23 protein-coding genes, 2 tRNA genes and 1 riboswitch are annotated in these 23327 nt (G+C 37.8%); of the genes, 14 read left to right on the forward strand and 11 right to left on the reverse strand.

Annotated elements, in window-relative coordinates; translation table 11 throughout:
* Nucleotides 1-9 precede the first annotated feature (9 nt).
* Nucleotides 10-888 (forward strand): phosphoribosylaminoimidazolesuccinocarboxamide synthase, encoded by an 879-nt coding sequence (locus V4D30_RS05370; RefSeq protein WP_353683295.1) that lies wholly within the window; start codon nucleotides 10-12, stop codon nucleotides 886-888.
* Here the strand turns inward: V4D30_RS05370 and V4D30_RS05375 are convergent.
* The 8 genes from V4D30_RS05375 to V4D30_RS05410 form a co-directional block, all read right to left on the reverse strand.
* On the reverse strand, nucleotides 869-1711 hold the full coding sequence (locus V4D30_RS05375; RefSeq protein WP_353683296.1) for a deoxyribonuclease IV: 843 nt from the start codon (nucleotides 1709-1711) through the stop codon (nucleotides 869-871). The genes V4D30_RS05370 and V4D30_RS05375 overlap by 20 nt on opposite strands.
* Nucleotides 1708-1974 carry a hypothetical protein gene (locus V4D30_RS05380; RefSeq protein WP_353683297.1) on the reverse strand — a complete coding sequence of 89 codons (267 nt, stop codon included), beginning with the start codon at nucleotides 1972-1974 and terminating at the stop codon, nucleotides 1708-1710. The genes V4D30_RS05375 and V4D30_RS05380 overlap by 4 nt, the downstream gene beginning before the upstream one ends.
* Before the next feature lie 41 nt (nucleotides 1975-2015).
* Nucleotides 2016-2393, reverse strand: coding sequence for a nucleotidyltransferase domain-containing protein (locus V4D30_RS05385; RefSeq protein WP_353683298.1), 378 nt, complete (start codon nucleotides 2391-2393; stop codon nucleotides 2016-2018).
* A gap of 16 nt (nucleotides 2394-2409) precedes the next feature.
* Nucleotides 2410-2482: transfer RNA gene (locus V4D30_RS05390), tRNA-Cys, on the reverse strand.
* A 9-nt stretch (nucleotides 2483-2491) separates the two neighbouring features.
* Nucleotides 2492-2564, reverse strand: a tRNA-Gly gene (locus V4D30_RS05395).
* A gap of 2 nt (nucleotides 2565-2566) precedes the next feature.
* Nucleotides 2567-2815: a hypothetical protein gene (locus tag V4D30_RS05400; protein WP_353683299.1), complete on the reverse strand. Its 249-nt coding sequence runs from the start codon at nucleotides 2813-2815 to the stop codon at nucleotides 2567-2569.
* Between the two features lie 33 nt (nucleotides 2816-2848).
* On the reverse strand, nucleotides 2849-3652 hold the full coding sequence (gene dapB / locus V4D30_RS05405) for a 4-hydroxy-tetrahydrodipicolinate reductase (RefSeq protein WP_353683300.1): 804 nt from the start codon (nucleotides 3650-3652) through the stop codon (nucleotides 2849-2851).
* The gene (locus tag V4D30_RS05410; protein ID WP_353683301.1) at nucleotides 3606-3824 is read right to left on the reverse strand and encodes a DNA gyrase inhibitor YacG; all 219 of its coding nucleotides are present in this window, start codon (nucleotides 3822-3824) and stop codon (nucleotides 3606-3608) included. Before V4D30_RS05410 ends, dapB begins: the two co-directional genes overlap by 47 nt.
* 57 nt (nucleotides 3825-3881) lie before the next feature.
* Between V4D30_RS05410 and V4D30_RS05415 the strand changes: the two genes are divergently transcribed.
* The 11 genes from V4D30_RS05415 (at nucleotide 3882) to V4D30_RS05465 (ending at nucleotide 17527) form a co-directional block, all read left to right on the forward strand.
* Nucleotides 3882-5636, forward strand: a complete 1755-nt coding sequence (locus V4D30_RS05415; RefSeq protein ID WP_353683302.1) for an adenosylcobalamin-dependent ribonucleoside-diphosphate reductase — start codon at nucleotides 3882-3884, stop codon at nucleotides 5634-5636.
* The gene (locus V4D30_RS05420; RefSeq protein ID WP_353683303.1) at nucleotides 5633-6475 is read left to right on the forward strand and encodes an ATP-binding cassette domain-containing protein; all 843 of its coding nucleotides are present in this window, start codon (nucleotides 5633-5635) and stop codon (nucleotides 6473-6475) included. The genes V4D30_RS05415 and V4D30_RS05420 overlap by 4 nt, the downstream gene beginning before the upstream one ends.
* Entirely contained in the window at nucleotides 6472-7215 is a 744-nt protein-coding gene (locus V4D30_RS05425) for an ABC transporter permease (RefSeq protein WP_353683304.1), read from the forward strand. Before V4D30_RS05420 ends, V4D30_RS05425 begins: the two co-directional genes overlap by 4 nt.
* Before the next feature lie 42 nt (nucleotides 7216-7257).
* Nucleotides 7258-8961: a sensor histidine kinase gene (locus tag V4D30_RS05430; RefSeq protein WP_353683305.1), complete on the forward strand. Its 1704-nt coding sequence runs from the start codon at nucleotides 7258-7260 to the stop codon at nucleotides 8959-8961.
* Nucleotides 8936-9709, forward strand: coding sequence for a LytTR family DNA-binding domain-containing protein (locus V4D30_RS05435; protein WP_353683306.1), 774 nt, complete (start codon nucleotides 8936-8938; stop codon nucleotides 9707-9709). Before V4D30_RS05430 ends, V4D30_RS05435 begins: the two co-directional genes overlap by 26 nt.
* 125 nt (nucleotides 9710-9834) lie before the next feature.
* Nucleotides 9835-11658, forward strand: coding sequence for a carbon starvation protein A (locus V4D30_RS05440; RefSeq protein ID WP_353683307.1), 1824 nt, complete (start codon nucleotides 9835-9837; stop codon nucleotides 11656-11658).
* A 52-nt stretch (nucleotides 11659-11710) separates the two neighbouring features.
* Nucleotides 11711-11900: riboswitch (cobalamin riboswitch) on the forward strand.
* Nucleotides 11901-11929: 29 nt separating this feature from the next.
* Nucleotides 11930-14152 carry a 5-methyltetrahydropteroyltriglutamate--homocysteine S-methyltransferase gene (gene metE, locus V4D30_RS05445; protein ID WP_353683308.1) on the forward strand — a complete coding sequence of 741 codons (2223 nt, stop codon included), beginning with the start codon at nucleotides 11930-11932 and terminating at the stop codon, nucleotides 14150-14152.
* A gap of 1 nt (nucleotide 14153) precedes the next feature.
* A complete protein-coding gene (locus tag V4D30_RS05450) occupies nucleotides 14154-16238 on the forward strand; it encodes a ribonucleoside triphosphate reductase (RefSeq protein WP_353683309.1) in 2085 nt (694 codons plus the stop codon).
* A gap of 475 nt (nucleotides 16239-16713) precedes the next feature.
* Nucleotides 16714-17028 (forward strand): divalent-cation tolerance protein CutA, encoded by a 315-nt coding sequence (cutA, locus tag V4D30_RS05455; protein ID WP_353683310.1) that lies wholly within the window; start codon nucleotides 16714-16716, stop codon nucleotides 17026-17028.
* Nucleotides 17025-17330, forward strand: a complete 306-nt coding sequence (locus V4D30_RS05460; RefSeq protein ID WP_353683311.1) for a hypothetical protein — start codon at nucleotides 17025-17027, stop codon at nucleotides 17328-17330. The genes cutA and V4D30_RS05460 overlap by 4 nt, the downstream gene beginning before the upstream one ends.
* Before the next feature lie 14 nt (nucleotides 17331-17344).
* A complete protein-coding gene (locus V4D30_RS05465; protein ID WP_353683312.1) occupies nucleotides 17345-17527 on the forward strand; it encodes a DUF6800 family protein in 183 nt (60 codons plus the stop codon).
* Here V4D30_RS05465 and hisD read toward each other — a convergent pair.
* A complete protein-coding gene (gene hisD / locus V4D30_RS05470) occupies nucleotides 17520-18791 on the reverse strand; it encodes a histidinol dehydrogenase (protein WP_353683313.1) in 1272 nt (423 codons plus the stop codon). The genes V4D30_RS05465 and hisD overlap by 8 nt on opposite strands.
* A gap of 13 nt (nucleotides 18792-18804) precedes the next feature.
* Nucleotides 18805-19878, reverse strand: coding sequence for a 3-methyl-2-oxobutanoate dehydrogenase subunit VorB (locus V4D30_RS05475; RefSeq protein ID WP_353683314.1), 1074 nt, complete (start codon nucleotides 19876-19878; stop codon nucleotides 18805-18807).
* Between the two features lie 131 nt (nucleotides 19879-20009).
* Between V4D30_RS05475 and V4D30_RS05480 the strand changes: the two genes are divergently transcribed.
* A complete protein-coding gene (locus V4D30_RS05480) occupies nucleotides 20010-20705 on the forward strand; it encodes a SapC family protein (protein WP_353683315.1) in 696 nt (231 codons plus the stop codon).
* On the opposite strand, the gene V4D30_RS05485 is transcribed toward V4D30_RS05480, so the two are convergent.
* Entirely contained in the window at nucleotides 20674-21513 is an 840-nt protein-coding gene (locus tag V4D30_RS05485) for a glycosyltransferase family 9 protein (protein ID WP_353683316.1), read from the reverse strand. The two genes, V4D30_RS05480 and V4D30_RS05485, sit on opposite strands and share 32 nt — an antisense overlap.
* A gap of 16 nt (nucleotides 21514-21529) precedes the next feature.
* On the opposite strand from V4D30_RS05485, the gene V4D30_RS05490 reads away from it, so the two are divergent.
* On the forward strand, nucleotides 21530-23323 hold the full coding sequence (locus tag V4D30_RS05490; RefSeq protein ID WP_353683317.1) for an ASKHA domain-containing protein: 1794 nt from the start codon (nucleotides 21530-21532) through the stop codon (nucleotides 23321-23323).
* The last annotated feature ends 4 nt before the right edge of the window (nucleotides 23324-23327 follow it).

Here is a 23327-nt window from a genome sequence, read left to right on the forward strand (position 1 = left end):
GAGGAAACAATGGAAAATATTGTTCTTGAAACAAATCTTGAAGGTGTAAAATTTCTTCGCAGAGGAAAAGTGAGAGACATTTATGAGATTGATGATTATTTACTTATTGTAGCAACAGATAGAGTATCTGCTTTTGATGTGGTTCTTCCAACAGGAATTCCCGGTAAGGGAAAGGTTTTAACACAGATTTCTTTATTCTGGTTCAATAAGGTAAAAGATATTGTTGAAAATCATATTATTTCAGCTGATGTTTCCGAGTTTCCAGAGCCTCTTAAAAAATACAGAGGTGTTTTGGAGGGAAGAAGCATGCTTGTAAAAAAAGCTAAGCCTCTTGCTGTGGAATGCATTGTTCGGGGATATATAACTGGCTCAGGATGGAAGGATTACCAAAAAACAGGCATGGTTTGCGGAATTAAACTTCCTGAGGGACTTATTGAGTCCCAAAAACTTCCAGAGCCTCTTTACACACCGAGCACAAAGGCTGAAAAGGGACATGATATAAATATAAGTTTTGATGAAACCGTCAAGATTCTTGGTGAAGAAACAGCAAGAAAAATAAAAGAACTTTCTATAGCAATCTACAAAAGAGCATCAGAGATTGCTGAAAAAAAGGGAATTATAATTGCTGACACAAAAATGGAGTTTGGATTTTATGGTGATAGCCTTATACTTATTGATGAACTCTTAACCCCTGATTCATCAAGGTTCTGGTCAATTAAGGATTATGTTCCGGGAAAACCGCAGGACAGCTATGACAAGCAGATCGTAAGGGATTATCTTATCTCAATAAAATGGGATAAAAAACCACCGGCCCCAGAATTACCAGAGGAAATTGTAAAGAAAACTGCTGAAAGATATGAAGAGATATTCAGGATTCTAACTTCCTGAGGATCTTTCTTACAGTAGCAAGATTTTTTAAATCATCCTCAGGTGTTTTTTTAGGTGTCTCAAGAATTAAAGGCAGATTGGAGAGTTTTTCTATTCTTAAAAAACTTTCAAAGCCTTTTATACCGATGTGGCCTTTGCCAATGTGCTCGTGTCTGTCTATTCCTGAGCCTGCTGGAGCCTTTGAATCATTGAGATGAATTAATTTAATTAAATCAAAAGCGTCATATTGAGAAATTTCTTCAATAAATTTTGATATTCCCTCTTCTGTGGATATATCATACCCGGCAGCAAAGAGATGACAGGTATCAATACAGATGCCTCCAAGATTTTCATTTTCAATATTTTTAAATGTTTCAATTAAATCTGGAATGAGGGCTGTGATCTTACTTTTTGCAGTGTTTTCTATGAGAATTTTACATTTTTCAAGCTTTCCAATTTTGCTGAATCCCTCAAAGGTCTTTGCAAAAATTTCATCCTTTCCCATATCATTGTTGTCCTTTAAATGAATCACATAGTAATCTGCCTCAAGAGCATCTGCCATTAAAACCTCTCTTTTTAAAAGATATCTTGATGAAGCAATGGTTTTTGGATTTGATGAGATGAGATTTATCAGATAAGAGGCATGAACAATTAAAGGATTCAATGAATAAAGTTGTCTAAGTCTTTTAAATTCATTAATAACTTCTACGCTGAATTCTGGAATCTGCCATATTCTTGGACTGTGAAGAAATATCTGAAAAGTCGTGCATTTAAGAGCTATTGCTTCATTTATTGAATTGATTAAACTGTCTTTAATTGAAGTATGTACACCGAGTGGTCTCAACTTTCCAGTATCTCTTTTGCTTTATTATAAAAAGCTTCAATTTCTGGAATTTTATTTTTTACAGTTATGATATTTTGCCAATTAATTTTTAAGTATTGATGAATGGCTTCATTTCTATGCTTAGTAAGTGGGGCAATTTTATAGACAATATCACCCATGAATTCGTGACAAGCAAAAACTGTTTCTTTGTATGTATCTGGTATCTCTGTTAGAAAAATATCTGTCTCTATCAACTCCCTGAATCCTCTTTTGAAAGTATTCAATAGTTTCTTTAAGAAAATTGATTAATGTCTCAGATTTTTTCTCATTCTTTATATCCTCTCCTGAATCGTATACTCTCTGAGTCGTGAAGCACGCGACTTGCAACACTATACAAAGTTTCCTTATGAGGTTCCACAAGTGGAATTCCTTTAAGCGCTTTCTGAACTATAAAGGGTGACTCTTCTTCATCATCTAATCTCAGGATTTCAACATGCCTTTCAGTGCTCATAAGTATTTCATCTATTACTTCAATTATTTGCTCTTCAGGAACATTAAAGTATATTGCAAGGTCAATGTCTGAATGGGCATGCTTCTTTCCTGTAGCAAAAGAGCCATATATATATGCCAGCAAGATTTTATCTTCCTTTCTTAATTTTCGGAGGAGATTATAAAGATTTTCTAATTCTTTATCAATTTGCATGATTTATTTTGTTAAAAGGCGACGGCCGGATTCGAACCGGCGCATGGCGGTTTTGCAGACCGCTCCCTTAGCCGCTTGGGTACGTCGCCAATAAAAAAAGCGGGTGGCGGGATTTGAACCCGTGACCCCAACCTTGGCAAGGTTGTGCTCTACCAGCTGAGCTACACCCGCAATTAATTAACTCTTTTTTTAGGATCAAGAGCATCCATGATTTTCTCAAAGATCTCTAACTGCTGTTCCATATTATCTAATTTTAATTCTAACTCTTTTATCCTTCTGTTTGCAAACTCTTCAAGTGCTTCAGCTTTTTTTAATAAATTTTCACGCATTTCTTCAAAATCTCTTATAAGTTTGTTAATCTTTTTGAGCTCTCTTTTCTTTTTCCACTTTTTAAAAAAAGACAGCATATAAAAAACTATCATAAAATCCGTCTTTGTGTCAATAATGGAAAGCCTCTATTTTATTCCGAGCACATCTCCCATATCATAAAGTCCAGCTGGCTTTCCATAAAGCCAGATTACTGCTCTTAATGCACCTCTTGCAAATGTATCCCTGCTTGATGCTTTATGCACTATTTCAATTCTTTCTCCCAATCCACCAAACATAACAGTATGCTCCCCAACTATGTCTCCTGCTCTTACTGTCTGAATTCCTATTTCCTTTTTTGTTCTCTCTCCAATTATCCCTTTTCTTGCATAAACAGCAACTTCGTCAAAATCTCTTCCCAGTGCTTCAGCAATAACCTTTGCCATTTTTATAGCTGTTCCACTGGGTGCATCCTTTTTCATTCTGTGATGAGCCTCAACAATTTCCACATCATAGTCATCTCCAAGAACTTTTGCCACATCCTTAAGAATCTTGAATAAAAGGTTCACGCCGATACTCATATTAGGTGAGAGCACTATGGGGATTTCCTTTGCTGCTTCCTGAATTATGGAGAGTTGTTCATTGCTGAATCCAGTTGTTCCAATAACCATTGATTTTTTGTGTTTTCTCACAGTTTCAAGATGCTCTAAAGTAGCTTCTGGATTTGTAAAATGCACAACAACATCAGTATCATCAATGACTTTTTCAATATCATCAACTATTTTTACTCCAATCTCGCCTAATCCTGCAACTAATCCAGCATCAATCCCCAATTTTGGATTATTTTTTGATTCTACAGCTCCAACAATCTTTATCTCTGGGTAATCCTTTGAAAGGGCAACAATTCTACTGCCCATTCTTCCTGCTGCGCCACATACTGTTAATTTTATCATCTTTTTCCTCCTCTATGTTTGTGGTTTCATCTACTTCTTCAACCTTTATTGAATAGTATTCATGAAACCAGTTCCATAGGTCAATAATTTTACAATTCCTTGAGCAAAAAGGTCTCCATGGATTGTTTTTGTATTCTACAGTTTTACCACATACGGGACATTTAATTTTCATGATTAAATTTTAATTTTTCATCTTCTAAAGTTGCAACTAATGTGTTAAACTATTTCAATGGTTTTTACAGATAGGGCAAAAACTGTTCTGGAAATAAGATACTTACTTAAAAATGAAAAAGGTGAAGTCATTGAAACTCCTGAGCAGATGTTTCATCGTGTTGCCAATTATGTTGCTCAGGCAGAAGAGCTTTATAAAGAAAATTCTTCTGAATGGGCAGAAAAGTTTTATGAAGTTATAAGTTCCTCAAGATTTCTTCCCAACTCTCCAGCATTGATGAATGCGGGCAAGCCAAAGGCTCAGCTTGCTGCATGTTTTGTTTTGCCTGTGGAAGACTCAATTGAGGCAATATTTAAAACACTTAAAGATGCTGCATTAATTCTTCAAAGTGGTGGTGGAACAGGATTTAACTTCTCCCGTTTAAGACCAAAGGGAGATGTTGTTCGCTCAACAGGTGGCATTGCAAGCGGTCCTGTTTCATTCATGAAGATATTTGATAAGGCTTCTGACATAATAAAGCAGGGTGGAGCAAGAAGAGGTGCAAATATGGGCATATTGAGAGTTGATCACCCTGATATTCTTGAGTTTGTAAGAGTTAAAAGATTTGAAAGTTTAAGCAACTTCAATATCTCCGTTGCTGTTACAGATGCTTTTATGGAGGCTCTTTTTAAGGATGACTACTATCCATTGATAAATCCAAGAAGTGGTGAGGTTGTAAAAAAAGTTAAAGCAAAGGAGATCTTCAATGAAATTGTTGAGTCAGCATGGGAAACAGGAGACCCTGGAATAATTTTTATAGACACCATCAATAAATACAATCCAACTCCTCATATAGGACAGATAGAAAGCACAAATCCCTGTGGTGAGCAACCTCTTTTACCCTATGAAGCATGCATTCTTGGCTCAATTAATCTATCAAAGTATGTAAAAGATGGAAGCATTGATTTTCAAATGCTTGAGCATGATGTAAAGGTGGCAACAAGATTTCTTGATGATGCAATTGATGTTACCCACTATCCTGTGCCTGAGGTTGAAAGGATGCATAAGGGAAACAGAAAAATAGGGCTTGGAGTAATGGGTTGGGCAGACTGCCTTGTGGAGCTGGGGATTCCTTATAATCATAAAAAAGCCTTTGCGCTTGCTGAAACATTAATGAAGTTTATAAGTGAAAAATCCCATGAAGCATCTCAGGAGCTTGCACAAAAAAGAGGAGTTTTCCCAAATTTCAAAGGCTCTTTATGGGATAAAAGAGGCATCATGATTAGAAATGCCACCACAACAACCATTGCACCAACAGGAACAATATCAATAATTGCTGACTGTTCAAGCGGAATAGAGCCTTATTTTTTGCTTGCTTACAAGCAGAGAATTCTTGATACAGAGTTTGAGATAATAAACAAGTATCTTATAGATTTTGCTCAAAAACAGGGATTTTACAGCGAAGAATTCATAGATGAGCTTAGGAAAAAGGGAACTCTAAGAGGCATAAAAGCAGTTCCATTAAAAATAAAGAGACTTTTTAAAACAGCCCTTGAAATCACTCCTCAGGAACACATTGAGATGCAGGCAGTATTTCAGAAATACACAGACAATGCAGTATCAAAAACCATTAATCTTCCTCAGAGGACAAAAAAGGAAGAAATTGGAAAAATATTTATTCTTGCCTATAAAAAAGGACTCAAGGGAATAACAATTTTCAGGTATGGTTCAAAGACAGGAACGCTTCTTAGGGTAAGTGATGCCCATCTTACAGAATGCTGTGAGACAAAAGGAAGACCACCAAGAGTAACCAAACTTCACGATGCCGTATGATTAAACTTGAAAGCGTCTCAAAAAGTTATGGAAATTTAAAGGCGCTTCAGTCTCTTAGTTTTGAAATAAAGAAAGGTGAGATTTTCGGACTTCTTGGTCCAAATGGAGCTGGCAAGACAACCACTGTAAAAATACTCACAACCCTTACAAAGCCGGATAAAGGAGAATGTTTTATTGACGGAATTGATGTTGTAAAAAATCCATTTGAAATAAAAAAAATCATAGGAGTTGTGCCTCAGGAAAACAATCTTGAGAGGGAGCTTACTGTTTATGAAAACCTTCTTATCTATGGAATGCTACACAGGGTAAAAGAGCTTAAAACAAAGATTGATGAGATTCTTAAAGCCATGGAGCTTACAGAGAAAAAGCACTCTGTTGTATCAACCCTTTCAGGAGGGCTTCAGCGAAGAACACTTCTTGCAAGGGCATTGCTGGCTAATCCCAAGGTTTTATTTCTTGATGAGCCATCAATAGGTCTTGACCCCCACATAAGAAGACAACTCTGGCAGATCATAAGAAAGATAAAGTCTGAAGGCAGAACAGTGCTTCTTACAACCCACTACATTGAAGAAGCTGAGGCACTCTGTGACAGGGTGGGTATTCTATCCCATGGAAAGTTGATTGCTCTTGGCAGCCCTTCAGAGCTTAAGAAAGATGTTGGTGAGTATGTGGTTGAGTTTACTGATAAGGAGGGAAGACTGATAAGCGAGATTTGCCACAGTAGAGAACAGGCATATGAGATTGCAAAACAGAGAAGTGATGGGGTAATGATAAGAAAGTCCAATCTTGAAGATGTTTTTGTAAAGCTTACAGGAGAGAGAATTAAGGAAAGGCAATGACAGGCTGGTATCCTGTTTTCATTAAAGAGATGCTTCAGTTCAAGCGAAAGCTTCTGAGACTTGGATACATTTTCTCAGCCATGATGGCACCGATTATTTATCTTATTACATTTGGGCTTGGACTTGGAAGAACAGTAAAACTCTCTGAAGGAACTGATTATTTAACATTTTTACTGCCCGGTCTTGTAGCAATGAGTTCAATGAATAACTCTTACTCATGGGTTGCAAGCTCTCTTAACCTAAGCAGACTCTATTTCAAGACATTTCAGGTTTATATTCAGTCACCCATAAAGCCTTTTTCCATAATGATAGGAGAGGTTCTTGCTGGAATGGTAAAGGGAGTTTTTGCATCTCTTCTTATAATTGCTGTTGGCTTTGTGGTGCCTTCAAAATTTTCCATAAATCTGATTTTTGTTTTAACCCTGCTACTCAATTGCTTTATGTTTGCCTGTCTTGGTGTTATAACAGGAATGATAACAAAATCCCATGAAGACACTGCCACATACTCAAACTTTTTCATAATGCCAATGGCTTTTTTCAGTGGAACATTTTTCTCAGTTGAAAGAATCCCAATGATTTTTAAGCCAGTAATCTACATAATGCCCCTGACACATACGAATATTTTAATAAGAAAAACTTTTATTGACATGGATGGAGCAGTCTCTCTGTGTGTTATTATTTTTTACTGTGTTATTTTTTTTGTGATAGGTTCAAATTTAATGAAAAAATACAGTGAGTGAAGCAGTAGCCAATATTTTTAATTTTATTTTATACTTTAAAAAATGGATATTCTTGAATTAACTCTGATACTGTCTCAAAGGCTTGGTATTATAGCAACAGTAGCTTTTATCCTTTCAAGAATGCCTGCTCTGGGGAGAGTTCTTTCAAGAAAACCTTCAACTAAGGATAAATTAATTCTCACATTTGTCTCAGGAGGGCTTGGAATACTGGGGACATTTGGAGCAGTTGAGATTCACGGAGCACTTGCTAATTCAAGAGTTGTTGGTGTTATGGTGGGAGGTCTTCTTGGTGGTCCATTAGTAGGAGCAGCAGCAGGACTTATTGCAGGTGTTCACAGATACTTTGTTGGCGGATTTACAGCTTTTTCATGTGGATTGTCAGCAGTCGTTGAAGGGTTTCTCGGAGGTGTTGTTTACAGGTACTGGAGGAAGGGATTAATTCCATGGCATGTGGCATGGCTGGCAGGATTTGCCGGAGAAATTATTCAGATGCTTATTATTCTTACCTTTGCAAAACCTTTTTCAGAAGCAGTAGAACTTGTCAAAATTATTGCAATTCCAATGATTACTGTTAATTCCATAGGTGTGGCTATATTCATGCTTATAATAAAGTCTGCAGTGGAGCATCAGGAAAGAGTAGCTGCCATGCAGGCAAAAGCTACATTAAATATTACCAATCTCATACTTCCCCATCTAAGGCAGGGACTTAATGAAAATTCAGCAGGCAAAATTGCTGAAATTATACTTGATACTCTGGGCGTAGCAGCAGTGGCGATAACTGATAGGAAAAAAATTCTTGCCCATGTTGGCACAGGAAGTGATCATCACCTTGCAGGTCATCCTTTACTTACAAAAGCAACACTGAATGCAATTAAAACAGGAGAAATTCAGATTGCCAATAAAAAAGAGGAAATTGGCTGTAGCAATCCCAAGTGCAGATTAAGCTCTGCTGTAATTGTTCCTCTGAAAAGAAGACAGGAAGTGATAGGTACTCTTAAACTTTATCATGAAAGGGAAAACAGCATTACTTCTGTTAATCTTGAGGTGGCAAGAGGACTTGCCCACATATTTTCAACGCAGCTTGAAATAGTTGAACTTGAAACGCTTGCAAGACTTAAAACAGAGGCAGAATTAAAATCTCTTCAAGCACAGATTCATCCCCATTTTATCTTCAATGCCCTGAACACGATAATTTCTCTTATAAGAATTGAACCTGCAAAGGCAAAAGATCTTCTTCTCAATTTAGCAACATTTTTAAGATACAGCTTGAAAAAAGAAAAGGAAATACCATTAAGAGAAGAGCTTTCCTATGTGGAAGCTTACCTTTCCATAGAGCAGGCTCGTTACAGAGATAAGCTCATTGTCAATTACTATATAGAGCCAACAGTAGACCTTGACATACCTGTGCCTCCATTTACAATTCAGCCACTGGTGGAAAATGCTGTAAAACACGGATTAAAGCCAAAAATTGAAGGCGGTGAGATTTTAATAAGAATTCTTGACAATGATGATAGCGTTGTAATTTCTGTTGAAGACAATGGCGTGGGAATAAGTAATTCTCTTCAGAGATTGTCAGAAAAAGGCTCTGGACTGGGCTTATATCTTGTTAATGAAAGATTGAAAAGATTTTATGGAGAAGAAAGCACTCTTAACATACAAAGCTTTCCAGGCATTGGCACAGAGGTTACATTTAAAATTCCTAAAAAATACGCTTTAAAAGATGTTGTTTTCAGCTATAGTAGTTGATGACGAACCCTATGCAAGGGAAGAGTTGATTTACATCCTTTCCCAGTTTGATTCCTGCAGGATAATAGGACAGGCTGGTAATGCAAAGGATTGTATCTCTCTATATTCAAAATTCAGACCTGATGTAGTCTTTCTTGATATTGAAATGCCTGATATGTCAGGAATTGAAGTGGCAACACAGCTTGCGAAGTTTAGTAATCCACCTCTTATTGTTTTTGCAACAGCCTATGATGACTATGCAGTTGAAGCTTTTGAGCTCGGAGCAGTTGATTACATCCTTAAACCCTTTGAAGAGAAAAGAATTGCTAAAACAATCATGAGAATAGAAAATCTTAAAAGCAATCAGGCTGAATGGAATGAGGCTGTAGGAAGACTTTCTCAATTTCTTGAGAAGAAAAAGATTTTTAAAAAACTTCCTGTCCAGCAAAGAGCAGGTGTTATAAGTTTTGTTCCATTTATGGATATTTTGTACTGCGAAGCAAGCGAAGGAGGGGTAAAAGTTATTACAGTAAAAGATGAATACTATTTTGATGGCACTCTTACAGAACTTGAAGCAAGACTTAAGGATGAAGGATTCATGCGGGTTCATAAAAGTTACATTGTAAATTTAAAGAGGATTGAGGCGGTCCTGCCATGGTTTAAAGGCACTTACTGGCTTGTTATTGAAGGTAAAAAAAATCAAATCCCTGTAAGTAAATCAATTGTTAAGGAACTTAAAGAAGTTCTCGGAATAAAGTGTAGCAGTTAATTTCCATTTAACTTCCATTTTTTCCATTCATATAAAGTTTTCTTCCATTCATAAATTTTTCATTGTTCATAGATTCATTTCCTTATAGAATGATTTCATAAAAACAAAAAAGGAGGTGTGGCTTTATGCATGCGTTGGTGCTTGTAATCATAGCAGCATGCGTTTTTGTGCTTGCCTACAGGTTTTACAGTGCCTTTATTGCTGCAAAGGTTCTTGCTCTTGATCCAAATCGTCAGACTCCTGCAGTAAGGCTTAACGATGGAAGAGACTATGTCCCGACGAATAAGTGGCTTATTTTCGGACATCATTTTGCAGCAATAGCTGGTGCTGGTCCTTTAATTGGACCTGTTCTGGCAGCACAGTTTGGCTATCTGCCAGGATTCTTATGGATTTTAATTGGAGGAGTTCTCGCAGGTGCTGTTCATGACATGGTTGTTCTCTTTGCATCTGTAAGGCATAACGGAAAATCTCTTGCAGAGGTTGCTAAAGCTCAGATAGGACCTGTATCTTACTGGCTTGTTCTTGTGGCAACCCTGTTTTTATTAATTATCGTTCTTGCTGGTGCTTCAATTGCTGTTGTTAATGCACTTTTTAACAGTCCATGGGGTGCTTTTACTGTAGGAGTAACAATTCCAATTGCTCTTTTTATAGGAGCTTATCTTAAGTGGCTAAGACCTGGAAAGATTGTTGAAGGAAGTATTATTGGTGTTGCACTCATTATTCTTGCTGTTGTTCTTGGTCCTGTAATTAAGGAATCTGCTCTTGCACCCTATTTTACATTCAGTAAAAAAGAGCTTTCCGTATTAATCCCAGTTTATGGATTTTTTGCTGCTGTTTTGCCTGTCTGGTTACTACTTGTTCCAAGAGATTATCTAAGTTCATACATGAAATTCGGCACGATGTTTTTGCTTGCTATTGGCGTAATTCTTGTTAATCCATTAATTCAAATGCCTGCTGCAACACAGTTTATCTCTGGTGGAGGACCTGTCATTCCAGGTAAAGTCTGGCCCTTTATGTTCATTACAATTGCCTGCGGTGCGATTTCTGGTTTTCACTCCCTCGTATCATCTGGAACAACACCAAAGATGGTGGCAAATGAAAAGGATATAAGAGTAATTGGTTATGGTGCAATGCTCACAGAGAGCTTTGTTGCTCTAATGGCATTAATAGCAGCAACAGTGCTTCCTACAGCAGACTACTTTGCCATAAACAGTCCACCAGCAGCATTTCAGAAACTTGGCATGCAGGTTCAGGACCTTCCATTTCTTTCTGCTTTGGTAGGTGAAGAACTTGCAGGTCGCCCTGGTGGAGCAGTATCCTTAGCAGTTGGAATGGCTGATATTTTCTCAAGAATTGGTGGATTAAGACATTTAATGAGTTACTGGTATCATTTTGCCATCATGTTTGAAGCTCTGTTTATTCTAACTCTAATTGATGCTGGTACAAGAGTTGGAAGATATCTTATGCAGGAAATTGGCGGAGCAGTTTATCCAAAACTCAGAGACTATAAATGGTGGCCCGGTGTAATTGGAACGAGTGCGATATTTACATTTTGCTGGGGATACCTTCTTTATACAGGAACAATCTCAACAATATGGCCTCTCTTTGGTGTGAATAATCAGCTTCTTGGTGGAATGGCACTGGCAATAGTGACAACTTTACTTTTGAGAATGGGTAAGGCAAAATACATATGGGTAACAATGGTTCCAATGGTATTTTTACTTGTTACCACCATTGTAGCTGGTTATCAAAATATCGTGAATAATTATCTACCAAAAAATAATTACCTGCTTGCTGTGCTCTCTGCAGTAATGATTGTAATGGTCATACTGATTGTGGCAGACTCAGTAAGAGTGTGGATAAGCATATTGAGAGGTAGAACCCCTCTTATTAAAGAAACAGAAGAAACATTTATGAAAGAAGCTCCCACAAAATATCTATCTGAATAAAATCAGTAAATCGGGTGGTAATCAAAAAACCACCCGATCTCTTTTCATTTGACAAAAAAAATCCGATTAAGGTATTTTCAAAATTGCTGGATGTAAGGGAAGAGGGGTGAGAATCCCCCGCTGCCCCGCAGCCGTGTTGGGAACGAAAGCCCATTTAAGCCACTGGAGAGAAATCTCTGGGAAGGCGGGCAAGTAGGCATTAGCCCAAAGCCGGAAGACCTATCCAGCCTGAAAGCCTTTGGCTTTTAGAATACCTCGCGGGAGGAATTAAATGACCGTTAAAACAACTGTCTTTGGCTATCCCAAGATTGGTCCTCAAAGGGAGCTTAAAAAAGCCTTAGAGCAATACTGGAGTGGAAAAATCTCTCAGAGGAAGCTCATTGATGAGGCTGAAAAATTAATCATCTACAATGCAAAGACCATTGCTCAGTATGAGGTTGATATTATTCCATCCAATGATTTTTCCCTTTATGACTTTATCCTTGACCTTTCAGTCATGTTTAATGTTATTCCTGAAAGATTCAGAAAAATTGAAGACCCCCTGGAAAGATACTTTGCAATAGCAAGGGGCTCAGCAGATGCTCCTGCTTCAGAGATGACAAAGTGGTTTAACACAAACTATCACTACATTGTCCCTGAAATTGAATATGGCACAGAGTTTGAACTCATAGAAAACAAAGCATTAAAAGAGTATGAACTTCTGAAGAATAATCTTAATCTTAAAACTAAGCCTGTGATAGTTGGTCCCTTTACCTATCTTTACTGTGCAAAACTAAAGGACTATGCCTATTTTCTTGACAGAATAGCTTCTGTTTACATGGGAGTTCTTAAAGAGCTTGAAGAATCTGATGTTGAGGAGGTCCAGATTGATGAGCCCGCAATGGTTATTGATTTAGACAATAATGATACTCAGGCAATCATAGATTGTTACAGAAAAATCACTTCCGGGCTTAGCAAAATAAAACTCTATGTTCAAACTTACTATGAATCTCTATCACAGTATGAAAAGATAGTTTATGAACTGCCAGTTCATGGCATTGGATTTGATTTTGTTGACGGCAAGGAGAATCTTGAGAACATCTCAAAATTCGGATTTCCGAAGGATAAAACATTAATTGCAGGAGTTGTCTCAGGAAGAGACCCTTGGAAAACAGACTTTAAAGAAGCTTTAAAAATTATTGAGACTTTAACAAAGTTTACGGAAAATATAATTCTTTCCAACTCCTGCCCTCTCATGCATCTTCCAGTGACTGTAAAAAATGAATCCTTGCCTGAAGAAATCCTCTGCCTGTTAAGCTTTGCCAATGAAAGGCTTGATGAGCTTGCAGTGCTTAAAACAGCAATAAATGAAGGGAAGGCTCCTTCAGAGCAGAATTTATCCATGAAATTCACTAATCCTGAAGTTAAGAAAAAGATCTCTCAGATTGATGAAAATGCTCTGTGCAGAAAACCCTCTTTCAGTGAGCGATATGAAAAACAGATGGAAATTCTCAAACTCCCTGTCTTCCCAACTACCACAATAGGAAGCTTTCCTCAAACTCCTGAGATAAGGAAAGCAAGGGCAGATTACAAAGCAGGTAGAATCTCTCTTGAGGAGTATGAATCCTTTATCAAAGATGAGATAAAAAAGGCAATTGAGATTCAGCAGGAGATCGGGCTTGATGTTTTAGTTCATGGAGAGTTTGAAAGAACAGATATGGTTGAGTTCTTTGCAGAGCGTCTTCAGGGATTTGCCATAACAAAAAATGGATGGGTTCAGTCATATGGCTCAAGATGTGTAAGACCACCAATAATTTATGGCGATGTATGGAGAGAATCCCCCCTGACTCTTAAAGAAACACTTTATGCCCAGTCTCTCACTGAAAAGCCGGTGAAAGGAATTCTTACTGGACCTGTTACAATACTTCAGTGGTCCTATCCGAGAAAGAATGTTTCAAAAAAAGAAGTTGCCTATCAGATTGCTCTTGCTCTCAAGGAAGAAGTAGTAGAGCTTGAAAAAGCTGGTATAAAAATCGTTCAGATTGATGAGCCTGCTTTCAGAGAGGGAATGCCTCTTAAAAAAGCAAAGGTTGATGAATACTTTGACTGGGCTATAAAAAGCTTTAAAATTGTTACTTCTTCTGTAAAAGCTGAAACCCAGATTCACACCCATATGTGCTACTCTGAGTTTAATGATATAATTGATAAAATCTATGCAATGGATGCTGATGTGATATCAATTGAAGCATCAAGAAGCAAAGGAGAGATTCTAAAAGCCTTTGAAAAATTTAAGTATGACAGAGGCATTGGAGTTGGAGTGTATGATATTCACTCTCCAAGAGTTCCCTCTACTGAGGAGATGATTGAAATTGTTAAGCGGGCAGTAAAGCTTATTGATAAAAGACTTTTCTGGATAAACCCTGACTGCGGACTTAAAACAAGAGCCTGGCAAGAAACCATTCCCTCACTTAAAAACATGGTTAAAGTTGCAGAGATAATGCGTAAGGAGGCTTAAAATGTTTAAAAACGTAATAAAGCGTGACGGTCGCGTTGTCCCCTTTGATCCTGAAAAAATCACCATAGCCATAGCTAAAGCGGGCAAGGCAACAGGAGAGTTTGACTACGAGACTGCAAGAAGGCTAACCATTAAGGTTTTACTTCTTGCAGAGGAGTTAATTCGCGGTCGTGACCCTCACGTTGAAGAGATTCAGGACGTCGTCGAAGAGATACTCCTAAGTAGTCCATATCGTAAAACTGCAAAAGCTTACATTATTTACAGAGATCAGCATGCCAGGATGCGTGAGATTGCCCGTCAGGGTGGGCTTGAGCTGATTGACAGCTATCTAAGCAAAGTTGACTGGCGAGTAAGAGAAAACTCAAACATGAGCTTTAGCCTTCAGGGATTAAACAACTACATATCAAGTGAGATAAGCAAAAGCTACTGGCTTCATAAGATTTATCCACCAGAGGTAAGACAAGCTCACATAAATGGAGATTTGCATATTCATGACCTGAATGTGCTTGCACCTTATTGTGTTGGCTGGGATTTAATGGATTTGTTAATTCGTGGATTTGGTGGAGTAGCAGGAAAAGTTGAGTCAAAACCTGCAAAACATCTAAGAAGTGCACTTGGTCAGATTGTAAACTTTCTTTTTACCCTTCAAGGAGAAGCTGCAGGAGCTCAGGCATTTAGCAATGTGGATACCCTTCTTGCACCATTCATTGCATACGACGAACTCAACTACAAACAGGTAAAGCAGGCTGTGCAAGAGTGGGTTTTTAATCTGAATGTGCCTACAAGGGTGGGGTTTCAAACGCCTTTCAGTAACATCACCCTTGATCTCAGAGTGCCTGAACATCTTAAATCTCAGGCTGTTATTATTGGAGGAAAACCTCAGCAATACACCTACGGTGAGTTTCAGAAAGAGATGGATATGTTCAACAGAGCACTTTTTGAGGTTCTCACAGAAGGAGATGCAAAGGGCAGGGTTTTTACATTTCCCATACCCACGATCAACATAACAAAAGAGTTTGACTGGAGTAGCCCTACCCTTGAGTTAATCATGGAAGCAACGGCAAAATATGGAATTCCATACTTTGCCAACTACGTAAACTCTGACCTGAAACCTGAAGATGCTCGCTCAATGTGTTGCAGGCTCAGGCTTGAGACAAAAGAGCTACACACACGTGGTGGTGGACTTTTTGGTTCAAATCCATTAACTGGAAGCATAGGAGTTGTTACATTGAATTTGCCAAGAATTGGATATGTAAGCAGGTCAGAGGAAGAGTTCTTTGCTTATCTGACAAGACTTATGGATATTGCAAAAACATCCCTTGAGATTAAACGTAAAGTGCTTGAAAGATTTACAGAAGCAGGGCTTTATCCCTACTCAAAACATTATCTCAGTTCAATAAAAGAACGCACAGGTGCATACTGGAGTAATCACTTCTCAACAATAGGCATAATTGGGATGAACGAGGCAATAGCAAATGCAAGGTGGCTAAGCTCTAAAGGAATATGGACAGAGGAAGGCAAAGCCTTTGCTTTGAAGGTAATGGATTTCATGAGAGAAAAACTCATGGAATATCAAAAAGAGACAGGCAATCTTTACAATCTTGAGGCAACACCTGCGGAAGGGACAAGCTACAGGCTTGCCAGAATTGACAAACAGAAGTATCCCGATATTTTTACGCAGGGCAAAGACCATCCCTACTACACGAACTCCACGTGGCTGCCTGTTAATTTCACTGAATCAATAACCTATTTGCTTGACCATCAGGACGAACTTCAGAGTAAATACACAGGTGGGACAGTTATTCATCTGTTTCTGGGAGAGCAACCAGAACCGGGGAAAATCAAAAACTTTATAAAAGCAGTCTTTGAAAAATATAAGCTTCCATACATAAGTATTACCCCCACATTCAGTATTTGCAATGAGTGTGGATACATTGAAGGAGAACACAAAAGCTGTCCAAAGTGCGGCAAAGCTACAGAGGTTTACTCTCGTGTTGTTGGTTACCTTAGACCTGTGGATAATTGGAATGACGGGAAGAAAGAAGAATTCAGGGAAAGAAGATATTTACAGATTCATGCTTCCTGAATTTGCCAACAAAGATTGTCATTCCGAACACTTTTTCCTTTGTCATTCCGAGGGGCTCAATGCCATTTTCATTGTCATTCCGAGGGTGGCATCCCACCCGAGGAATCTCTGAGTCTTTCAATACAGAAAAAAACAAAGGAGATTCCTCGCTTCGCTCGGAATGACAAAGTATGGGCAGGCTCGGAATGACAAAAAAAGAAGTGCTGGATAAAGAAAAAGATACTCGCAATGACAGACTCGGATAGCGTAGGAGATTGCCACGCCCGACTCTGTCGGGCTCGCAATGACAAAAATGAAGTGTCATTCCGAGCCCTTCGGCTACGCTCAGGGTAAACTCCGCGAGAAATTTCCTCTTTTTGCTTCGCTCCTCTGGAATTGTTACCAACCCTGCTGTTGCTCAATCCAGCTTAGTCCTAATAGCAAATTCTGGGAAAAAAGCTTTTTCTTTATCGGCATTTTCAGGTATAATTAAATTATGGATTACATGGTGGTTTTCATAACCGCATCTAAGGAAGAGGAAGCAGTAAAGATAGCAAAAACTCTTGTTGAAGAAAAACTGGCAGGTTGCGTAAATATCATAAAGGATATTCGTTCCATTTATTCCTGGCAGGACAAAATTGAAGATGAGCAAGAAGTTTTAATGATAGTTAAAACACGCTCTGACCTTTTTGAAGAGCTTGAAAAAACAGTAAAATCACTTCATTCCTATACAGTGCCTGAGATTATAGGATTAAAAATTAAAAAAGGCTCTGAAAGCTACTTAAACTGGCTTAGTGAGGTTACAAAGTGAAAGAAGAAGTTTATACTTCTTTGATCTGTAAGAAATTCTGCAACTACTACAAACCCGGCAAAGAGAGTGAACTATGCGGAGGATACTTTTATCTCAAGCAATACATTACGTCCCGTGAGTTAGATGGAATTATTGAGATATTTCATCTAAATAATGAGGCAGTGCCAGCTCAGGGTTTATCCTTCGTCTGCGATAAATGCGATTTCAGAGAAGATGGATGTGACTTCTTCGTCAACAAAAGCCAGACACCCTGTGGAGGATATCTGATAATCAGCAGACTCATTGATCATCTAAATTTCTAAAACAGGAGTAAGTTATGTCAAAAAGACTTGTTGACAGAGAACTGAAAAAAAGAAGACTTCGCAGAGAAAAATTAAGAAAACTCAGAGAAAAATTTAAAGAAGCAAAAAATGAAGAAGAAAAGAAACTGATTCTTGAAAAAGTGTCAAAAATTGCTCCATCCTTAAAAATTGAACATTTTATAGCATCTGTTAAGTAGTTTTTCTTACTCTCACTGTATTGGCATGTGCTTGCAGTCCTTCAAGGCTTGCAAGAACATCAACATATGAAGCGAGTTTTTGGAATCCAATTTTACCAACCTTTATAAGAGAACTTCTTTTTAAAAAATCATAAACTCCCAAAGGAGAGAAAAATCTTGCTGTTCCAGATGTGGGAAGAGTGTGATTTGGTCCTGCCACATAGTCTCCAATGGGTTCAGGAGTCCATTGCCCTAAAAATATCGCTCCAGCGTTTTTTAAAAGAGGTAGCAGTTTTTCAGGATTTTCTGTCATAACCTCAAGATGTTCCGGTGCAATTTCATTGGTAACATCACATGCTTCACTCAAAGATTTAACAACTATAATTGCTCCAAAGTTTTTAAGAGATTTTTTAGCTATTGATGCCTTTGGTAAAGATTTAAGCTGTACTGATATTTCCTTTTTTACTGCCTCTGCAAGCTTTTCCGAATTTGTAACAAGAACGCTGCATGCCATCTCATCATGTTCAGCCTGACTTAGCATATCAGCAGCTACAAAGGCTGGGATTGCTGAGCTGTCAGCAATAATGAGAATTTCACTTGGTCCTGCAATCATGTCTATGTCCACTTCACCGAAAACAAGCTTTTTAGCTGTTGCCACATATATGTTTCCTGGTCCAACAATTTTATCAACTTTTTTTACTGTCTGAGTTCCATAAGCCATTGCTCCAATTGCCTGTGCTCCTCCAATTCTGTATACTTCTTTTATTCCAAGAAGATGCAAAGCAGCACATACTGTTGGATTCAACTGTCCATGAGGTGTGGGAACACATACTGCAATCTCTCTTACTCCTGCAACCTGAGCAGGAATAATATTCATGAGAACCGTTGATGGATATGAAGCTTTGCCACCTGGAACATAAGCTCCTACACGCTCAATAGGTCTTATCAGCTGTCCAAGGGTGATATCTTCCTCTTTATACTGCCATGATTTTTCAAGCTGATGTTTATGAAACTTGCGGATTCTTTCTGAAGCAAACCTTAAAGCATCAATTACTTGCTTTGAGACTTCCTTTGCCTTTTTTTTGATTTCATCAGGTTCAATTTTAAGAGGAAGGCTGTGTTTGTCAAACAACTTTGTATATTTAATTAAGGCTTTATCTCCATTTTTCTTGACTTCATTGAGGATTTTTTTTACATTTTCCTCAATTTCAGGCTCAGATGTTGACCTTTTACGAAGCTTTTTAATGAATCTCTGAAGCTCTGTTTTATCTTTGATGGTAAGCATAAAACAATAACCCTCATCCAACAGCTATAACTCTCTCAGTAGCTAAATTTCTAACAAGAGCATCATAGACATCTTCTGCTGTTACTATACTTCCACCAGGTCTGCCATATAAATAAACTTCAGCCATGCCATTTACAGCAAGCCTTACATCTTCAACCATCTGTCCCGCATTAAACTCTACAACAATGAATCTCTCAATTTCCTGAGCAAGCTGTCTTATCGGCTCTTCAGGAAATGGAAAGAGTGTGATAGGTCTTAAAAGACCGATTTTAACTCCTTGTCCTCTTAGCTTTCTTATTGCTGAAATTGAAATTCTTGCAGCAGAACCGAATGCCACAACAACAACCTCTGCATCGTCAATAAAGTAGGTCTCATATCTGACTTCTTTTTCTTTCCACTGATTATATTTTTCCTGTAACTTCCAGTTGTGTTTTTCAAGCTCTCCTTCTCCCATAAGCAGGGTCCTTATAAAACGAGAAGGTCTTTCTTTTGCTCCAGTTAAAGCCCATGAGGATTTATCAAAAGTTTTTAATTCTGGAACTCTCTGAACAACAGGCTCCATCATCTGGGCAATTACTCCGTCTCCAAGAATCATTACAGGATTTCTCCATTCATCAGCTTTTTCAAAGGCAAGTATTGTATAGTCCCACAGCTCCTGAACACTGAAGGGAGCATATACAACTAAACGATAATCTCCATGCCCACCACCTTTTACAGCCTGAAAGTAGTCAGCCTGACTTCCTGAGATATTTCCAAGCCCTGGACCCCCTCTCATCATGTTTACAATAACTGCTGGCAATTCAGCTCCTGCGAGATATGATATCGCTTCCTGCTTAAGACTTATTCCCGGGGAGCTTGATGAAGTCATTACTCTAACTCCGCAGGCACTGGCACCATAAATCATGTTTATTGCAGCAATCTCACTTTCTGCCTGAATAAATACCCCTCCAACCTCTGGCAGTCTTTTTGATAAATATTCAGGGATTTCATTTTGAGGGGTTATGGGGTATCCTGCATAAAATTTTAATCCTGCTCTTATTGCAGCCTCTGCAACTGCTTCATTTCCTTTCATTAAAATTTTATTCATGAAAAACCTCCTAAAACTGCCTTTGCTCGGGATTTAATGAATATACTACTATATCATCTACAAAAGTTACTGTCAATATTTTTTTTGGATTGTATGATATAATTTATAAACTTTTCTATCAGGAGGCTAAAATGAAAGCAATCATGAAGGCTTTTCAGAGGGCTGTTGCCCTTGACAGCAGTATTCATAGAAATTTAAAAGTAAAACTGCCAGAAAACTACTCATTTATGGAAAATGTTGAGATTGTGCCTCTTACTTACTCGGAAATTTTATCTGCTACAATGTATTATCCTGTTATGTTTGGAGTTCAGGATGAAGTTGTTTTCCCTTTTGCTGTTACAGGTATTAACGGCAAAAATGTATTTTTAAAGAAGAATGGAACATGGAAGATTGACACTGTGCCAAATGTTTGCAGGCATTATCCCTTTGGGGTTTTCAAAGAAGCAGATGAATACACAATTATATTTGATGAAACCTATGCTTCTGATGATGGAGAGAGGCTTTTTGATGATGAAGGTAATGACACGGAATTTTTTTCAAGCATAAAACAGGGACTTACAGAGCTTGCAAGGGATTTTCATGATGCAGAAGAGTGTTCAAAGGAGCTATTTAATGGAGGATTGCTGAAAACATTGAATCTTGATGTGGATACAAAGCTTGGTAAAATGCAGTTTCGCAATATGTTAATAGCAAATATTGAATATTTATCCAGACTTCAGCCTGAAAAGCTTTACAGCCTTAATTCAAAGGGTTATCTTTTGATTCTCCATGCCCATTATCTGAGTCTCAGAAATTTCAAGCTTTTTGATATATTTGCAGAGCTTTAATCTTACTTAGTAAAGATTCAGAATCTAAGCATTTTCTCCCTTCGCATACATCAGGAAAGCAGGCTTTGCAGCCTTCATACCAGATTATCTGAAAATTCTCACCAATTGGATGCCAAACTGAAGGACTTGTTGGACCAAAGATAACAATAGAGGGAATTCCAAGATAACTGCTTAAGTGGCTAACTCCGCTGTCAAGACCTATGTATAAATTTGCTTTAAGAAGAGTTTTCGCAATTTCCACAGGATTTTCAAGATAAACTGAGTTTTTAATCTTTTTTACAAGCTCCATTTCAGCTGGTCCAAGAAGAAAAAAAACATCAAAACCAGAGTTTTTTAGAAATCTCTCTAACTCAAAGAAAAAGATTAAATCAGGATTTTTCTTTTTTGATCCACTCCCCGGATGTATAATACAGAGGTTGTTATCTTTTTTCTTTGAATCTTGAACTTTGAAAACTCTAAAGCTGTGGGCTATTGGAAGAGTTTTTGAAAATCCTTCATTCTGAAAGCCGAGTTTTTTTAAGTAGTAATCAACAATCCAGATTTGCTCTTCAGGAACTGGATTAATATAGATTGAATTATCACCGCTTAAAATCTCTCTGTTTTGGGAAAAGATTATCTTCAGGCCAAACTCTTCCTTAGGCTCGTAAAATATCGCCTTTTTACAAAAACCAGCCTTTTCAGCAAGCCTGAAATACTCAGGATTTCCCCACACAGTTACTTCATAACCTTTTTTTGTAAGAATTTCAAGAACTGGATAAATAAGGATGCTGTCTCCCAATCCTCCCATGCGACAAACAAGAGCTTTCATGATATAATTTTAAATCATGTTTAAAGTAAGAATAAATCGTGCGGAGTCAGAGAGCAATCAAGAAACTCTTTTACAGATTTTACAGAAACAGGGTATATATGTTCCTGCATCCTGCGGAGGTAAAGGCAGCTGCGGAAGATGTAAAATTAAAGTTTTAGAAGGCAATGTCACCTCTAACTCATCTTTTGGTATATCAGAAGCTGAGAAAGCTGAAGGATTTGTTCTTGCGTGCCAGAGCTTTCCACAGAGCGATGTTTTAATTGAATTGCCTGCTCAGTTAATCACAGTCTCTGAAAGAATAGCTCTTGCAAAAGCAGAACTTATTGAAAATATTTTTAAGAGTCAGCCATCTCTTTTTAGTCCCCTTGTGGGAAAACTTCATTTAAAAGTAGAGCCCCAGGAGGCTCTGGCGGATTTTGAAAATTTAAAGATTGCAGCTCATAGAAGTCTATCAATATCAAGAAAGCTTGCTTCAATGCTTCCTGATTTTTTAAGACAAAATCAATGGAATATAACCTTAGCATTATCAGAGGATGAGATTATTGATTTTCCTTCAAAAAAACTCTATGGAATAGCCATTGATATAGGAACCACAACTGTGGCAATGGCGCTGATTGATCTGGAAAAAGGTAAAATTCTGGATGTTGCAACCTGTTACAACTCTCAGATTAATTATGGAGATGATGTAATTACGAGAATTGTTTTTTCAGAGGAAAATCCTTATGGACTTAATGTTTTAAGAAAATGCATTGTTGATGATATTAATGCTCTTATAAATATAGTTTCAGTAAGACGCAGGGAAGGTAAAATTTACTGTGTTGTTGTGTCTGGCAACACTACAATGTGTCATCTTTTCTGGGGAATTAATCCAGAATATATAAGACAGGAGCCTTACGCTCCTGTTTTAAGTCACTATCCAGTATGGAGGGCTTCTGAGGCAAAGCTTTTACTGGATGACCAAATTCCTGTTTACACTGTCCCATCTGTTGCTGGTTATGTGGGAGGAGACATTGTTGCAGGAGTTCTGGCATCTGGACTTTACAAAAGTGAAGAGCTCTCATTATTCATTGACATAGGAACAAATGGTGAGATTGTTATAGGAAACAGAGATTTTCTTGTGACTGCATCAACCTCTGCAGGACCATGCTTTGAAGGAAGTGGAATAAGCTGTGGAATGAGAGCAACTGATGGAGCTGTGGAGTCTTTTAAATACCATAGAGAAACTGATAGTTTTGAGATTAAAGTTATAGGCAATGTAAAACCACAAGGAATATGCGGAAGTGGAATGATAGATATTATCTCCGAGCTTTTCAGTAATGGAGTTATTGACCAGAAAGGCAAACTTCTTCCTGATAGATCCAAACACATTGACTTCAGTCAGCTATCATCCGATGATTCAAGATTTATTATTACATCTGACTGTTACATAACTCAATCAGACATTGACAACATTATCAGGGCAAAGGCTGCTATCTATGCGGGCATCTCAACACTTCTTGAAGAAATGGGAATAAAGGAAAAAGAATTAAAGAAGGTATACATAGCAGGAGGATTTGGAGAGTTTCTTGATGTAAAAAAAGCTATAAAAATCGGAATGCTCCCCAATCTTGCAGGGGAAAGATTTATTTTCTTAGGTAACACATCCTTAACAGGCGCTGTTTTATGTCTGTTAAGCAAAGAGTTGTGGAAGGAGACTAATGAAATTGCTCAAAAAATGACATACATTGATCTTTCCCGCTCTAAAAAATTCATGGATGAGTATGTTTCTGCACTCTTTTTACCCCATACTGATTGGGAAAGATTTAAATAGTTAA

The organism is Thermodesulfovibrio sp. 3907-1M (genome assembly GCF_040450955.1).
Lineage (GTDB): Bacteria > Nitrospirota > Thermodesulfovibrionia > Thermodesulfovibrionales > Thermodesulfovibrionaceae > Thermodesulfovibrio > Thermodesulfovibrio autotrophicus.